Origin of the sequence: Micromonospora sp. CPCC 205546 (assembly GCF_036902715.1) — a bacterium.
Classification (GTDB): domain Bacteria; phylum Actinomycetota; class Actinomycetes; order Mycobacteriales; family Micromonosporaceae; genus Micromonospora.
In genome coordinates this window covers 1-14,656 of the sequence record NZ_JBAKHL010000058.1, presented here as the reverse complement: position 1 = coordinate 14,656, position 14,656 = coordinate 1, and the positions used below count along the sequence as shown (strand labels likewise).

At 73.3% G+C, this 14,656-nt stretch carries 14 protein-coding genes and 1 tRNA gene; 6 read left to right on the top strand and 9 right to left on the bottom strand.

The window, feature by feature from the left end; translation table 11 throughout:
- Window positions 1-363 precede the first annotated feature (363 nt).
- Both V6U77_RS23390 and V6U77_RS23385 read left to right on the top strand, forming a co-directional pair.
- Window positions 364-1,461, top strand: coding sequence for a class I SAM-dependent methyltransferase (locus V6U77_RS23390; RefSeq protein ID WP_334608770.1), 1,098 nt, complete (start codon window positions 364-366; stop codon window positions 1,459-1,461).
- Between the two features lie 99 nt (window positions 1,462-1,560).
- A complete protein-coding gene (locus tag V6U77_RS23385) occupies window positions 1,561-2,037 on the top strand; it encodes a hypothetical protein (protein WP_231925809.1) in 477 nt (158 codons plus the stop codon).
- 171 nt (window positions 2,038-2,208) lie between these two features.
- Here the strand turns inward: V6U77_RS23385 and V6U77_RS23380 are convergent.
- A tRNA-Thr gene (locus V6U77_RS23380) sits at window positions 2,209-2,282 on the bottom strand.
- Window positions 2,283-2,328: 46 nt separating this feature from the next.
- Between V6U77_RS23380 and V6U77_RS23375 the strand changes: the two genes are divergently transcribed.
- Window positions 2,329-4,164 (top strand): metallophosphoesterase family protein, encoded by a 1,836-nt coding sequence (locus V6U77_RS23375; protein ID WP_442934488.1) that lies wholly within the window; start codon window positions 2,329-2,331, stop codon window positions 4,162-4,164.
- Window positions 4,165-4,303: 139 nt separating this feature from the next.
- Here V6U77_RS23375 and V6U77_RS23370 read toward each other — a convergent pair whose 3' ends face one another.
- The 7 genes from V6U77_RS23370 to tmk all read right to left on the bottom strand — a co-directional run bounded on the left by V6U77_RS23370 (window position 4,304) and on the right by tmk (window position 10,746).
- A complete protein-coding gene (locus tag V6U77_RS23370; RefSeq protein ID WP_334608769.1) occupies window positions 4,304-4,807 on the bottom strand; it encodes an AAA family ATPase in 504 nt (167 codons plus the stop codon).
- Between the two features lie 98 nt (window positions 4,808-4,905).
- On the bottom strand, window positions 4,906-5,766 hold the full coding sequence (locus V6U77_RS23365) for a PSP1 domain-containing protein (RefSeq protein ID WP_334608768.1): 861 nt from the start codon (window positions 5,764-5,766) through the stop codon (window positions 4,906-4,908).
- A gap of 128 nt (window positions 5,767-5,894) precedes the next feature.
- The gene (locus tag V6U77_RS23360; protein ID WP_334608767.1) at window positions 5,895-6,578 is read right to left on the bottom strand and encodes a hypothetical protein; all 684 of its coding nucleotides are present in this window, start codon (window positions 6,576-6,578) and stop codon (window positions 5,895-5,897) included.
- The gene (locus V6U77_RS23355; protein ID WP_334608766.1) at window positions 6,578-6,883 is read right to left on the bottom strand and encodes a hypothetical protein; all 306 of its coding nucleotides are present in this window, start codon (window positions 6,881-6,883) and stop codon (window positions 6,578-6,580) included. The genes V6U77_RS23360 and V6U77_RS23355 overlap by 1 nt, the downstream gene beginning before the upstream one ends.
- Before the next feature lies 1 nt (window position 6,884).
- The gene (locus V6U77_RS23350; RefSeq protein ID WP_121397041.1) at window positions 6,885-7,214 is read right to left on the bottom strand and encodes a YbaB/EbfC family nucleoid-associated protein; all 330 of its coding nucleotides are present in this window, start codon (window positions 7,212-7,214) and stop codon (window positions 6,885-6,887) included.
- A gap of 194 nt (window positions 7,215-7,408) precedes the next feature.
- Entirely contained in the window at window positions 7,409-8,683 is a 1,275-nt protein-coding gene (locus V6U77_RS23345) for a DNA polymerase III subunit delta' (protein ID WP_334608765.1), read from the bottom strand.
- Window positions 8,683-10,746: a dTMP kinase gene (gene tmk / locus V6U77_RS23340; protein WP_442934487.1), complete on the bottom strand. Its 2,064-nt coding sequence runs from the start codon at window positions 10,744-10,746 to the stop codon at window positions 8,683-8,685. Before tmk ends, V6U77_RS23345 begins: the two co-directional genes overlap by 1 nt.
- Before the next feature lie 331 nt (window positions 10,747-11,077).
- On the opposite strand from tmk, the gene V6U77_RS23335 reads away from it, so the two are divergent.
- The gene (locus tag V6U77_RS23335) at window positions 11,078-12,286 is read left to right on the top strand and encodes an amino acid deaminase/aldolase (protein WP_334608764.1); all 1,209 of its coding nucleotides are present in this window, start codon (window positions 11,078-11,080) and stop codon (window positions 12,284-12,286) included.
- 46 nt (window positions 12,287-12,332) lie between these two features.
- On the opposite strand, the gene V6U77_RS23330 is transcribed toward V6U77_RS23335, so the two are convergent.
- Window positions 12,333-12,905 carry a TetR/AcrR family transcriptional regulator gene (locus V6U77_RS23330; RefSeq protein ID WP_334608763.1) on the bottom strand — a complete coding sequence of 191 codons (573 nt, stop codon included), beginning with the start codon at window positions 12,903-12,905 and terminating at the stop codon, window positions 12,333-12,335.
- A gap of 222 nt (window positions 12,906-13,127) precedes the next feature.
- On the opposite strand from V6U77_RS23330, the gene V6U77_RS23325 reads away from it, so the two are divergent.
- Both V6U77_RS23325 and V6U77_RS30095 read left to right on the top strand, forming a co-directional pair.
- On the top strand, window positions 13,128-14,444 hold the full coding sequence (locus V6U77_RS23325) for a D-arabinono-1,4-lactone oxidase (protein ID WP_334608762.1): 1,317 nt from the start codon (window positions 13,128-13,130) through the stop codon (window positions 14,442-14,444).
- 110 nt (window positions 14,445-14,554) lie between these two features.
- The coding region (locus V6U77_RS30095) for a helix-turn-helix domain-containing protein (protein WP_442934438.1) at window positions 14,555-14,656 on the top strand (102 nt) is incomplete at its 3' end.

Genomic DNA, 14,656 nt, shown 5'->3' with positions numbered 1-14,656 from the left:
CAACGCCACCGGAGAACGTTGGCGAGAAGTCGTCACCACCTTGACCAGCCCAGACGGATCACATCATCCCGACGCACGCCTGAAGCGAACCCAGTGGCCCCGGCCTGGCGGTCCAGCGGTGAAGGACGGATGCCGGACCTCAGCGCCGACGGAGGCGCTGCGCGCGCTGACCCGGCCTTGTCTCGTCATGGCGTTCGGGGCGGATCTCATCACGCCCCCGCAGAGCGGACGTGACGTCGAAGAGACCGACTGGAAGGCTGGCCGCGCTGGTCTTAGGCTGTCGCGGCGCTGGTCTCAGGCCGTCGCCGCGCGCAGGCAGACGGCTCCGCCCGGGGCGCAGCCCATACGATCAGGGGAAGAACCATGGCGTTGAGCCGAGAGACCTACAACTACCGCGATGGCCGTGTCGGCATCGCGATCGACTCTTCACCCGAGTACGGCAGCCCGGCCATCTGGCCCTCGGTCGGCGAGTATCCGATCTACGATCCGTACCTCTACTACGCGATGAGCAACGACACCGTCCGGAACGACGCCTTCCGGGCGGCGCTGCTGCCGGCCTGCCCGGGTCGCCGGGTGCTCGACATCGGCACCGGCGAGAACGTCCACTGGGCGCTGGAGGCCGCCCGTCAGGGAGCCCAGAGTGTCGTCGCCCTGGAAGCCATGCCCCGCAGCCACGCCGTGGCGACGAAGCGGCTGGCCCAGGCACCGGAACGCGAGAAGGTCGACCTCCGCTACGGCGTCTCCTTCGACCACGACCTCGACCCCCGAGCGGACGTCTGCGTCGCCGAGCTCATTGGCTCGTTCGCCAGCTCGGAGGGAATGCTGGCGGCGATGGCGGACGCCCACGCACGGCTGCTGAACCCCGGCGCGGTGGTCGTCCCGGCCGCCTGCGACACGCTCGTCGCCCCGGTCTCCCTGCGCGATCTCTTCCCGGCGGGCCTCGCCTTCTCCAGCGACGCGCTACCGTATCTGCGGCAGATCTTCGATTTCAACGGCGGCCCCTTCGACCTCCGCCTGACGGTCGTCAACCCCGATCCGGGCTGCGTGCTGTCGAGCGGCGGGGTCGTGGAGCAGCTCCGGTTCGATCGTGCGGAGCCACTCGACGCCACGACCGAGGTGGAGCTCCGGATCGAGCGGGCCGGAAGGGTCGACGGGCTGCTGTGCTGGATTCGGCTGGACGCCGGTCCCGGCGCAGACACGACGATCGACTCGCTCCTGGACAAGACCAACTGGACGCCCGCCTACCTTCCGTTGTTCGATGAGAGCCTCGACGTGTGCGAGGGCGACGTCGTCACGGTGAGCTTCGAACGCCGGACGAGCCCCGACGGCGTCCATCCCGATTACCTCGTAGACGCCACGCTGACCAGATCCCTCGGCGTCGTTTCGGGCAGCTTCGTGTCGTGCTACCGGGGGCGGTCGTCCGGCACCGCTGCCGTCTACCGGGAACTCTTCTCGTCCTGACCGCCTGCCGGTCGCTGGCCTCGGCCTCTCACGCCGCTGTGGCTCGACAGTGCACGTGCCCGAGGAGTTCCGGGCGACCTTGCGGCAGACTTGGACCTTGTGCCAACTCAGCCGCTGCTTCGCAAGGTTCGCTTCGAGATCCGTCCGTGGGGCCAGGGTCCCGACCCGGCGCGCGAGTTATTGCCGTACGCCGACAACGTGAGCTTGGTGGACCTGGTTTCGGGCTTCGAGCACGCCGCTGGCCACGATGTGCCCGGCGCCTATGCCGGAATCGTTCTCGATCACTTCAACTTCGGTGACCTGGCTGCCTACCTCACCGGACGATCGGACTCCGCCTACCGGTCCAGGCAAGGCGTGATCGCCCTACTCGGTTGCGACTGCGGCGAGGTCGGCTGCTGGCCCCTGGAAGCGCAGGTGGTTACTACCGAGGACTCGGTGATGTGGCGCGGCTTCTCCCAGCCCTACCGCCCCCAGCGCGACTATGGGGACTTCGGCCCCTTCGTGTTCCGTCGGGACCAGTACGAGCGCGCAGTTCGCGAGGCGATGGCCGCCAGCCTGCCCCCATCCCCCCGATAGGTGTCAACGCGGGGCTGTTCGGTGACGACCTGGACGCGGTCGCCAACCGGCTGGACGAGGCGTTCGCGGCACGGGATGCGGATCATTTGCGGACTGGCACCACGGACGGTGCACCGTGACCGACCTCGGGAAACGGCGAAGCCCAGGTCGTTGACCTGGGCTTCTGTACCGAGCCGCCTGACGGAATCGAACCGTCGACCTACGCATTACGAGTGCGTCGCTCTAGCCGACTGAGCTAAGGCGGCAACGATCAGCAAGTGTACGGCACGACCCGCCCGCCGATCGAACGGGATCCCCATCCGGACATCCGGCCCCGATCCGTCGTCCGCCGGACAGCGACCGCCGCCGGCCGGGACTACGCTGCGGCGGGTGAACGACGATCGCGCCCCCGCCGCGGATCCGCAGGACGCCGCGGCGGTGAGCCCGCACGCGAGCGAGGCGGCCGGCGGGCGGACCGCGCGCCGGCCGCGTGGCGTCGACCCCCGGGAGCTGGGCTTCACCCCACGCAGGCCGGTGCCGTGGCTCGCGCCGTTCCTGCTGGTCAGCACCGGCATCCGCACACTGCTGGCGATGCTCTTCGGGGCGTACCTGGACAAGCGGGAGCTGCAGAACTCCCTCGACGCGGGCATCGCGCGACAGGTCGGGCCGGACGGCGGGCTCTGGCTGGACTACGTGGCCGACCTGGGCGACGGTTTCAACGCCACCTACTCGGTGGCCTACCTGATCGCCCAGCCGGAGCTGGAGGTGGACGGGCACCGCCTGCCCCGCGCGCAGACCCTGGTGATGGGCGGCGACCAGGTCTATCCGTCGGCGGCCTTCGAGGCGTACGAGGACCGCTGCAAGGGGCCCTACCAGGCCGCGCTGCCGGTCACCCCGCCCGAGCGGCCCACGCTGTTCGCGGTACCCGGCAACCACGACTGGTACGACGGCCTGACCGCCTTCCTGAGGCTCTTCGTCCGCTCCCGGGACCGGCACTTCGGCGGCTGGGACACGGGCCAGTCCCGCTCGTACTTCGCGGTGGAGCTGCCCGCCGGCTGGTGGCTGCTCGGCCTCGACGACCAGTCCGGCTCGTACCTGGACGATCCGCAGCTCACCTACTTCGACCGGGTCGCCGAGCGGCTGGGCCCCGAGAGCCGGGTGATCCTGGCCGTGCCGGCGCCGACGTGGGTCAAGGCCGTCGACCAGCCCACGGCGTACGACTCGATCGACTACTTCGTCCGCACCATCGTCGCGCCCACCGGGGCGCAGGTACGGCTGCTGGTCTCCGGCGACCTGCACCACTACGCCCGCTACGCCGGCCCGGACCGGCAGCTGATCACCTGTGGGGGCGGCGGGGCGTACCTCTACCCGACGCACAAGCTCCCGGAGCGCATCGAGGTGCCGCCGCGCGACACCCTCGCCCGGCGGGCCAGCACCTCCCACCCGTACGATCTGGCGGGCTGCTACCCGGACGCCGCCCGCTCCCGCCGGTACGCCTGGGGGATCTTCCCCCGCCTTCCGCTGCGCAACCCGGGCTTCACCACGCTGCTTGGCACCCTGCACACGCTGCTGATGCTGGCGATGGCCGGCGTCGCGAGCAACCCGGAGGGCATCGAGCAGCGGCTGTTCAGCGTGCCCCTGATGGCGATGCTGATCGTCACGATGCTCGGCGCCGCGTTCTTCGCCAAGCCGCCCAGCTCCGGCGGCAAACGGCACGCCCGGCACTGGATCCTGGGCGTGGGCCACGGCCTGACCCAGATCGCGCTGGCCGCCGTCGGCACCTGGGCCTGGCTGGCCCTGCCCTTCTACCACTGGCCGTGGCCCCTGCCGGTCGCCGCCGCGGCGGTGCTCTACGGCCCGGTCATCGGGCTGGTGGCGAGCCAGCTGGTGGCCGCCTACCTGCTGGTGGCCGGCGCGTTCGGGGTGAACGTCAACGAACTCTTCGCCGGCCAGGGCATCGAGGACGCCAAGGCGTTCCTGCGGCTGCGCATCGACCCCGACGGCACCCTGACGATCTACCCGATCGCCGTCGACCGGGTGGCCCGCGACTGGCAGGTCAACCCGGACCAGTCCCCCGGCTCCTCCTGGCTGGTCCCGAAGCAGCCGCTGCGCCCCCGCCTGGCCGAACCCCCCACCACCCTCACCTGACCCACCCACCCCACCCCCGCCCCCCGCCCCCGGGGACAGGACCGCATCGATCATGAGGTTGGCGGCACTGTTCGCGATCGACTTCGCCGCCAACCTCATGATCGACCCGGAGAGGCCGGGAGGGTCGGGGAGAGTGTGCCTACGTGGCCGGGGACAGCGTCACCTGGCGGAGGATTTCGTCGACGACGTTCGCGAGGGGTGCGGTGGCGTCGATCGGGGTGCCGGTTTTCGGGGTGTCTGACGTGGTTCGGTGCAATCGCCTGATGAGTTCGCGTTCGGCCGCTCTTCCACCCCACTCGTCCTCCGGTCGCCCGTCGAGCCGCCGGTTCAAGGTGTCCCAGTCGACTTCCAGGACGAAGACGCCGTCGAACAAGTCGACGAACTTGTGAAGATTCCGTGAGCCACCGCAGAAGAAGGTCACCGGCTCGTCGTGGTTGGCGACCAGGGCCCGCACGTCGTCCACGCGCCAGATGTGGTGCTCGTGCCCGAGGCCGTCCAACGGCTCACCGGTCTCCGGGTCGCCCTGATAGGCCAGCTCCCGGTCACCGTTGATGGCGTGGTAGCCGCGCCGCCGCAGTTCTTTGCAGACCGAGGTCTTGCCGGTGCCGGAGACGCCTTCGATCAGGTAGTTCCTCAGGCCCATCGCCGGATGGTAGCGAGCAAGGTGAGACGGGTGCGGTCCCTCATGGTCGCTCGGTCGTCCGCAGCGGTGTCACCGCCGTGAGCGACAAGGCGCGCCAGTCATCGCGCGGCACCCTCCTGGCCCGACAGGTCACGGCTCTCGTAGGCGAGTCGGGAGCCGCAGACGTCGGCGCGGGAGCACATGGAGCGCGAGCCGTCGGCGTCCAGGCGGACGGTCACCGCGTCTCTCGGGACGCTGTGGCCGACCACGCGGCCCTCCCCCTCCGGCGTGGTGACGCGGGCGCCGACGGCCGGGGCGGACTCCTGGAACCGCTGGTAGAGCGGATGTTCGTACTTCAGGCAGCACATCAGCCGGCCGCACGCGCCGGAGATGCGCAGCGGGTTGAGCGGCAGGTCCTGGTCCTTCGCCATCCGGATGGTGACCGGCTCGAAGTCGGTGAGGAAGGTGGCGCAGCAGAGGTCCCGGCCGCAGGAGCCGATGCCGCCCTGCACCCGCGCCGAGTCCCGGGCGGAGAGCTGGCGCAGCTCGACCCGGCAGTGCAGGGTGGCCCCGAGGTCCCGGACCAGCGCGCGGAAGTCCACCCGGTGCGGGGCCGTGAAGTAGATGGTGCTCCGCTCACCGCCACCCTCGGCGGCGGCGAGGACGTGGTCGATCGCCACCACCTTCATCGGCAGGGCGTGCTCCCGGATCAGCCGCTTCGCCGCGACCTTCGCCTCGGCCTTGCGGCGGCGCAGGGCCTCGTCGCGGCGCAGGTCCTCCTCGCCGGCCAGGCCGGCGAGGCGGGGGAAGCCCTCGGTCTCCTCGGTGACCCACTGCGCCGCCCAGACGCACTCGGCCACCTCGGGCCCGTCGTCGGTCGGCACCAGCACCTTGTCGCCGACCTGGGGGCGCAGCTCGCCCGGGTCCAGGTAGTAGAGGCGCCCGTACCGCTGGAAGCTGACCGCGCACAGCATGCCCATGCTTCACACCCTACGGCGCGCGGGGCGGGACCACCCGGCGGGCAGTCGCCGCCCGACTACGGCACGCAGCCGTCCACGCCCCTGAGGTGCTGCGCGGCCGGCCCTTCCGGCCCGCCCGGGACGGCGGGTCACCAGCCGACGCGGGTGGGGGTGTCGTAGCGCGGGCGTTCGGCCACCGGCGCCCGCCAGCGGGACTCGGCGAGGCTCGGCGTCCACTGGCGCAGCAGGGTCTCGGCCCCGTCGTACGCGACGCAGAGCACCGCCAGCACCCGGGCGGCGATCTCGGCGGCCTCGGTCGCGCCCGGCCCCGCCGCTCCCCGCCCCGGTGCGCCGGCCGGCGTCGACGTGGCGGCGACGACGGTCACCGCCTCGGCGCAGCGCAGCACGTCGGCCAGCGCCCGGGCCAGTGCGAGGCGGCTGCCCTCCACCCAGTCGGCGAGCGCGTCGGCGAAGCCGGCCGTCGACTCCAGCCGGCCGACCAGGCTCTCGGGCCCCTCGTCGAGGTGGCGCAGCAGGGCGGCCCGGGCCTGCCCGTACGACGACGCGGCCGAACCGGACCACAGCACCGGGTCGGTCAGCGCGGCGCAGGCCTCGTCGTAGCCCCGGACGAGGCGGCGCGCGCTGTGGCCGGCGGCGGCCAGCGGTGCCGGATGCAGGTCGAGGAAGTTGCGGACGGCCTCGCCCGGAAGCACCTGCATGCGGCGCAGCAGCGGCCACACCCGGTGGCCCTCGGGGGCACCGGCGGCGAGCAGCGTGTCGACCCGGCGGAGCAGGTCGAGGCCGGGCTCGGCGAGCCGCTCCAGCGCGTCCATCACACCTCCTCGGTGAGCCGGTGGCGCGCGGCGCGGTCGACGTCGGCGTAGTGGTCGGCGGCGGCCCGTACGGCCGCCGCGGCGGCGGCCAGTCGCTGGGCGGCCAGGTGCGCCTCCCGGGCCCGGTCGCCGGTGGCGGCGGTCCACTGGCGGTGCAGGGCCCGCCCGATCTCCCCGGGCCGGCCGGGGGCGTCGGCGCCGAACGCGACCTGGGCCGGGTCGCCCACGGTGACCGTGCGGGACACGGTGGTCATGGTCTCGCTCGCCTCGTCGAGCCGGGCGGCGAGGGCGCGCAGGCTCTCCATCTCAGGCTCCCGCCAGCGGCCGGTAGGCGGCGAAGGTCTCGTTGTGCAGCTTCTCCCGGGCCCACTGGGCGGCGTCGGCCGCCGCGGTGACCGCCGCCTGCACCGAGCCGGCCACGTCGCGCGGGTTGCGGGTGTGCAGCGGACCGAGGAACCGCACGTCGGTGATCCGCCCGCCGGCGGTCACCACCACCTCGACCAAGCCGTCGGGCGATCGGACGGTGACCTCGACGGTCGACACCGCCTGGTCGAACTCGGTCTGGAGGGACTCGATGCGGCGGTAGCGCCGCACCGCCTCCTCGATCCAGGCCTCGTCGATCTCCCCCCGCGGCATCGGCGGACTCCTCCCGGAACAAGGGAATCACTGTGCGTGCCGCCACCGTCACCACGGCACACCGGACCGTACCGCACAGCAATCGCGGCTGTCGATGCCTGTGGACAGCCGGTCCGGCCGGCGGGACCGGGCCGCGGCGCAGCGGCCGCGGCGGGTCCGCCCCGGGCCGCCCCGGGGACGGGCGACCGGCGGGCTCAGCCCTTCCAGAGCGAGAGCATCATCGCCTCGACGGCGATGCGGGGCTTGACGTTCGCCTCGATCGCCGCCCGGCACTCCAGCACCGCCTCCAGGCGGCGCAGCGCCCCCTCGGCGTCCCACTTCTGGGCGCCCGCCTCCGCCAGCGCGGCGGTGTCGGTGTGCACCGGCGCCACGGGGGCGCGCAGCGCCATGGTGAGCGCGTCGCGATAGAAGCCGGCCAGGTCGACGAGCGCCCGGTCCAGCGCGTCCCGCTGCGCCCGGGTGGCCCGGGACTTCTGCCGCTTCTCCAGGTCCTTCAGCTGCCCGGCGGCGCCCCGGATCGCGCCGGCCGCCCCCCGCCCGGTGCCCCCGGCGCCGAGCGCGGTCTCCAGCGCCGCCCGCTCGGCCGCGTCGGCCTCCGCGACGGACGCCTCGGCCTCCGCCTCGGCCGCCTCGATCAGCGCCGACGCCGCGTCGAACGCGGCCCCCACACCGGTCAGCCGGCGCGGCACCGCGAGGACGGCCTCCCGGCGCTTGCGCGCCTCGGGGTCGCGGGCCAGCCGGCGGGCCCGCCCCACGTGCCCCTGCGCCGCCGCCGCGGCCCACCGGGCCACGTCGGGCGCGACGCCGTCGCGGCGGGCCAGCACCTCGGCCACCGCCTCCGGCGCGGGCTGCCCCAGCGGTACGACCCGGCAGCGCGACCGGATGGTCACCGAGATGTCGTCCGGGTGGGTCGACGGGGCGCAGAGCAGGAAGACCGTCCGCGGCGGCGGCTCCTCGATGGCCTTGAGCAGCGCATTGCCGGCCGCCTCGGTGAGCCGGTCCGCGTCGGAGATGACCACCACCTGCCAGCGCCCGCCCGACGGGGTGCTGGCGGCGCGCAGCACCAGCGCCCGCATCTCGTTGACGCCGATGGAGAGCCCCTCCGGCACCACCATCCGGACGTCGGCGTGGGTGCCGGTCATCGTGGTGTGGCAGCCGGGGCACTCCCCGCAGCCGGTGCCGTACGCGCACTGGAGGGCGGCGGCGAAGGCCCGCGCCGCCACCGACCGGCCCGAGCCGGGCGGCCCGGTGAAGATCCAGGCGTGCGTCATCCCCGCCCCCGCGTCGACGGCGGCCGCCGGCTGCGCGTCGGCGGACTCCTCGGCGAGCGCGTCGAACCCGTCCCCGGCGCCGTCGGTCGGGGGCGTGACGGCGGCGGCGCGCAGCACGGCGGACGCCGCGGCGGCGGCGCGGCGCAGCGTGTCGACCGCCTCGTCCTGCCCGACCAGGTCGGCGAAGACGTCGGGCATCAGGTCCGGCGCTCCATCGGTACCAGCTCCGATTCGGATAACTCCGGCTGCACCGAGGTGTCCGGCCCGTGCGCCGGGCGCGGGTGCACGATGCCGCCGGGGGCGCCGAACATCTCCTCGACCCGCCGGGCCACCTGCCCGGCGATCTCCTCGACCGGGCGGGACGCGTCGAGCACCAGGTAGCGCTTCGGGTCGGCGGCGGCGAGGTCGAGGAAGGCGTAGCGGACCCGCTCGTGGAACGCGACGGACTCGGCCTCCACGTGGTCGGCCGCCTCGGCGCGCGCCGCCACCCGGGTCAGGCCGGTGTGCGGGTCGACGTCCAGCAGCACCACCAGGTCGGGCTTGAGCCCGCCGGTGGCCCAGGACGAGAGCCAGGAGACCTCGTCGACGGGGAGCGTCCGCCCGGCCCCCTGGTACGCCAGGGACGAGTCGACGTACCGGTCGCTGATCACCACCGCGCCCCGCACGAGCGCCGGCCGGACGACGGTGGCCACGTGGTGCGCCCGGTCGGCGGCGTAGAGCAGCGCCTCGGCGCGCGGCGACGGCACGTCGGAACCGGGCGCGCCGAGCAGCAGCGACCGGATCCGCTCGCCGACGGTGGTGGCACCCGGCTCGCGGGTCACCACCACGTCGCGCCCCTGCCCGCGCAGCCGCTCGGCCAGCGCGGCGAGCTGGGTGGACTTGCCGGCGCCCTCGCCGCCCTCGAAGACCACGAAGAGGCCGGCGGAGACGAACGGCTCGGCCGGCATCAGCGGGCGGCCCCGGATCGAGCCCCAGAGGTCGGCCAGGACGGGAACGCCCTTCTTGTCGTCCATCTGCCCGAACGCGCTGATCCCGGCGAAGATGCCGGCGGCGCCGGCGGCGAGCAGCAGCAGTCGGGTGGACGAGATCGAGACGCCCAGGTCGGCCAGCTCCAGCCGGCGCGAGCCGCCGACGCCGGCCAGCAGGCTGCTGAGGCCGATCGCGAGGATCAGCACCAGCCGCGTGCCGATCTGCACCACCGCGAAGACCCGGCCGCGCACCTCGTCGGCGATCTCCCCGCCGAGCAGGGTGGTGCCGGAGAGGAACGCCATCCCGGCGCCCGCGCCGACGAGGATCGCGCCCACCATCGCCATGGAGAGGTGGATGGCGAAGGCCAGGGCCATCACCGAGGCGCTGGCCAGCACGATGCTCATGCCGAACCAGCGCCGCCGGGACATGTCCTTGACGATCATCGGGCCGAGCCCGATGCCCAGCGCGAGGCCGATGAAGATGGCGCCGAAGAGCAGGTAGAAGGCGGCGTCACCGGCGCCGAGCGAGGTGGCGAAGAACTTGGCGGTGCCGATCACGATGCCGCCACCGGCGAACGCGCCGAAGATGCCGAGCACCAGGCCGCGGACCAGCGGGGTCTGGCCGATGTAGCGCCAGCCCTCCTTGAACTGGCGCAGCATGCTCTGCTCGGTGCCCTCCCGTTCGGCGGACTGCCCCTGGCTGATCTCCTTGATGCCGTACGCCACCACCAGCGCGGTGGCCAGCCGGGAGAACGCGTTGACCCAGAGCGCGAGTTGAGCGGGTTCGGCCCAGTTCGGCGTCGCTCCCCCGGTGGCCGCCCGGACGGCGGCGTCCAGGGCGGCGGCGACCGCCGCGGCGAGGATGGGGGTGAGGCCGTACGTGGTGATCAGCGTGAGCTGGTTGGCGGCCTCCAGCCGGGCGCGCGGGATCAGGTTGGGGACCGCGGCCTCCTTGGCCGGGATCCACAGCAGCGTGATCGACTCGATCAGGAAGGTGGCGATCGCCGCCCAGCCGACCACGACGGGCCCGCTCGCCCCGAGCAACGCGACCAGCGGGATCGAGGCGAAGAGCAGGAACCGCAGCACGTCGCAGATGACCATCGTCCAGCGCCGGTCGAAGCGGTCGGCGAACACGCCGGCGATCGGGCCGAGCACCAACGCCGGCAGCAGCCGGATGGCGATCACGCCGCCGAAGGCGGCGCCCTTGGCGGTGCTCCCCTCGACCTGGGAGGCGGCGAAGACACTGGTGGCGAGCAGACCGAACCAGTCGCCGAAGGAGGCGGCACCGAGCACGATCCAGAGCCGGCGGAACGGCGTGATCCGCAGCACCGAGCGAATGGCGGCGTAACCGGAGTGGTCCGCCCCGGGCTTCTCGGCGGCGCCGGGCTTGGTCGAGGACGACGACACGCCGGGCGACTCGCCGTTGAACTGGCTTTCGATGGCCGTACCTCCACGTGCCGGCCCATCGCTGGGCAGTCCCGGTGGAACACTCTAGACCCGGTGGGGACCTGCCCCGCCGCGACATTCTCCTGTTCGCCGAGCCTAGGCCGCCGCGACCACCGCCCGCAGCCCGGACAGACGCGAGGGTATTTCGCATTGACCCCCAGACAGTTAGCGTGCACACGTGGCCATCGAAAGCGACAAACTTCGTGAGCGCCTCGACCGGGCGACCGCGCACCTCGACCCGCCGTACGCCGTCGTCGACCTCACGGCCTTCGACGGCAACGCCGCCGCGCTGGCCGACCGGGCCGCCGGCAAACCCGTCCGGATCGCCAGCAAGTCGGTCCGCGCCCGGGACCTGATCGGCCGGGCGCTGGCGCGACCCGGCTGGCGGGGCGTGATGGCCTTCACGCTGCCCGAGGCGCTCTGGCTGGTCCGCGCCGGGGTGACCGACGACGCGCTGGTGGCGTACCCCACGGTCGACCGGGGGGCGCTCGCCGCGCTCGCCGCCGACCCGGCGCTCGCCGGGGCCGTCACGCTGATGATCGACGGCACCGACCAGCTCGACCTCGTCGATGCCGTGTGCCCGCCCGGCCGCCGCCCCGAGCTGCGGGTCTGCCTCGAACTGGACGCCTCCTGGCGACCGCTGCGCGGGCGGGTGCACGTCGGGGTGCGCCGCTCACCGGTGCACAGCGCCCGGGCCGCCGGCGCGCTCGCCGCCACCGTCGCGGCGCGCGCCGGCTTCCGGCTGGTCGGGCTGATGGCGTACGAGGCGCAGATCGCCGGCCTCGGCGACGCTCCGCCCGGGCGGGCGGTGCTCGGCTCCGCGATCCGGCTGGCCCAGCGCGGTTCGTACCGCGAGCTGCTGGCCCGCCGGGGCGCGGCGGTGGCCGCCGTACGCGAACACGCCGACCTGGAGTTCGTCAACGGCGGCGGCACCGGCAGCGTGGCCGCCACCAGCGCCGATCCCGCGGTCACCGAGGTCACCGCGGGATCGGGGCTGTACGGGCCGACGCTGTTCGACGCGTACCGCGCCTGGCGCCCCACCCCGGCGGCGGCCTTCGCCTGCGCGGTGGTCCGCCGCCCCGGGCCCGGCCTCGCCACCGTGCTGGGCGGCGGCTGGATCGCCTCCGGCCCGGCCGAGGGCAGCCGGCTGCCCCTGCCGTGGCTGCCGGCGGGCCTGAAGCTGATCGGCACCGAGGGGGCCGGCGAGGTGCAGACCCCGCTGGCCGGCGCGGCGGCCGGCGGGCTGCGGGTCGGCGACCGGGTCTGGTTCCGGCACGCGAAGGCCGGCGAGCTGTGCGAGCACGTCAACGAGCTGCACCTGGTCGAGGGGGACGCGGTCGTGGGCACCGTGCCGACCTACCGGGGCGAGGGCCACGCGTTCCTCTGATCCAGTCCGCCGGCCGGGTCAGCCCGGCTGGTCCACGCCCGCCGGGTCAGCCCGGCTGGTCCACGCCGGCCGGGGCGTCGACCTGGCGGTGCAGGTACTCCCGGATCAGCGCCTTCGCCTCGGCCAGCACCCGGTCGTCGCCCTCGGGCAGCCGGCGGAACGCCAACTTGATCAGCGCGTCGGCCGCCTCCACGGCGATCTCCAGGTGGAAGCGGAGGTCGGGTACGTCCAGCCCGAAGCGTTCGGCGAGCACCCGGGCCAACTGGTCCGCTATCACCCCGTTGTTGTCCCGCTGCTCGTCGAGCAGGTGCAGGTCGACCACGTCGCCGAAGTGCAGGGTACGGAATCCCGGAACGGTGCGGTGCATCGAGATGTACTCGTCGATCCCCGCGTCGACGCCGTCCCACCAGTGGGTCAGGTCGTCGGAGGCGAAACGCTCGTCGAGCCGCTGGAGGTAGGACTCCATCGTGCGCAGGGTCAACGCCTGCACGATCGCCCGCTTGTCCGGGAAGAACTGGTAGACCGACCCGATCGCCACCTCGGCACGCTCGGCGAGCAGGGTCGTGGTCAGACCCTCGTACCCCACCTCGTCGACGAGTTCGGCACAGGCGTCCAGCATCCGCTGGACCCGTGCGACACTTCGACCCTGCACCGGTACGCGGCGCAGCGGCCCGGCTGTGGCGGCTGGTGTGGACACTCGCCACCCCCCTTCGACGGATGAACATATCTGCACGTCACGGGTTCGTGACTACCGGTACAACGAGCAAACCTCGATTGCGGTATTTACCTGCGACAACGTTGCTGATATGAAGTCACTTCACATTCATGTCAAGGAGTGCGCATGGCCGGTACCGCACCGCCAACCCTGGCAGCCTGGTCCAACTGGGCCGGCAACCAACGCGCCACCGCCACCGCCATCCTGCGCCCCACCTCCCTCGACGACGTCACCGAGGCCGTCCGCGCCGCCGCGACGACCGGGGACCGGATCAGGGCGGTGGGCAGCGGCCACTCCTTCACCGGCGTCGCGGTCACCGACGGACGGCGCATGGAACTGACCGACCTGCACACCGGGGTACGCGTCGACGTCGATCGCCGACTGGTCACCGTACCGGCCGGGATCACCCTGCGCGCGCTCAACGAACTGCTCGCCGCACACGGTCTGGCCCTACCCAACCTGGGCGACATCGACGCCCAGACGATCGCCGGCGCGATCTCCACCGGCACCCACGGCACCGGCGCCGCGTACGGCTGCCTGTCGACGTTCGTCGAGGCGCTCACCCTCGTCACCGGCACCGGCGAGGTGCTGCGCTGCTCCGCCGACGAGCACCCCGACGTCTTCGCCGCCGCCCGCGTGTCGCTGGGCGCGCTCGGGGTGCTCGTCGAGGTGACCCTGCGCTGCGTGGACGCCTTCGTGCTGCGCGCCCACGAGCGGCCGGCGCCGCTGGCGGCCGTGCTCGACGAGCTGCCCTCGCTGGTCGAGCGGCACGACCACCTCGAGTTCTACTGGTTCCCGTACACCGACCGCGTGCAGGTCAAGGCCAACGACCGGGTGGCCGCCGACGACCGGCCGCTGCCCCCGTGGCGCGGCTGGCTGGACGACGAGTTCCTCTCCAACACCCTCTTCGCCGCGGCCTGCCGGCTCGGCCGCGCCGTGCCGGCGCTCGCCCCCGGCATCAGCGCCGTCTCCGCCCGCGCGCTCACCGAGCGCCGCTACACCGGCCGCTCCGACCGGGTCTTCTGCACGCCGCGCCGGGTCCGCTTCGTGGAGATGGAGTACGCGCTGCCGCGCGACGCCCTGCGCGAGGCGCTCGACGCGCTGCGCCGGATCGTCGACGGGCTGCCGTTCAAGGTGCTCTTCCCGGTCGAGGTGCGCTTCACCGCCGCCGACGACATCTGGCTCTCCCACGGCTACGGGCGCGAGTCGGCGTACGTGGCCGTCCACCAGTACGTCGGCATGCCGTACGAGCCGTACTTCCGGGCCTTCGAGCAGGTCGCTGCGGGCCTCGGCGGGCGGCCACACTGGGGCAAGCTGCACTGGCGCGACGCGGAGTCACTCGCGGCGGCCTATCCCCGCTGGGCGGACTTCCAGGCCCTGCGCGCCCGCCTGGACCCGCACCACCTCTTCACCAACCCCCACCTGACCCGAACCCTGGGCTGACCCCCCTCGGCGCTGCGGCGCGAGGGCGCTCGCCACGATCTTGGCAAGAAACGGCCCTCAGAGGCGGACTCAACCGGTGGTTGCAACACCCTTCCGGGATCTTCGTTGGGGTGGTCGTGGCATCAAGGTTGAGTTCGCTGGAGCGGGAGCAGATCGGGTTGGGTCGGGCTGAGGGTGAGTCGATGCGGTCGATCGCGCGGAGGTTGGGTCGG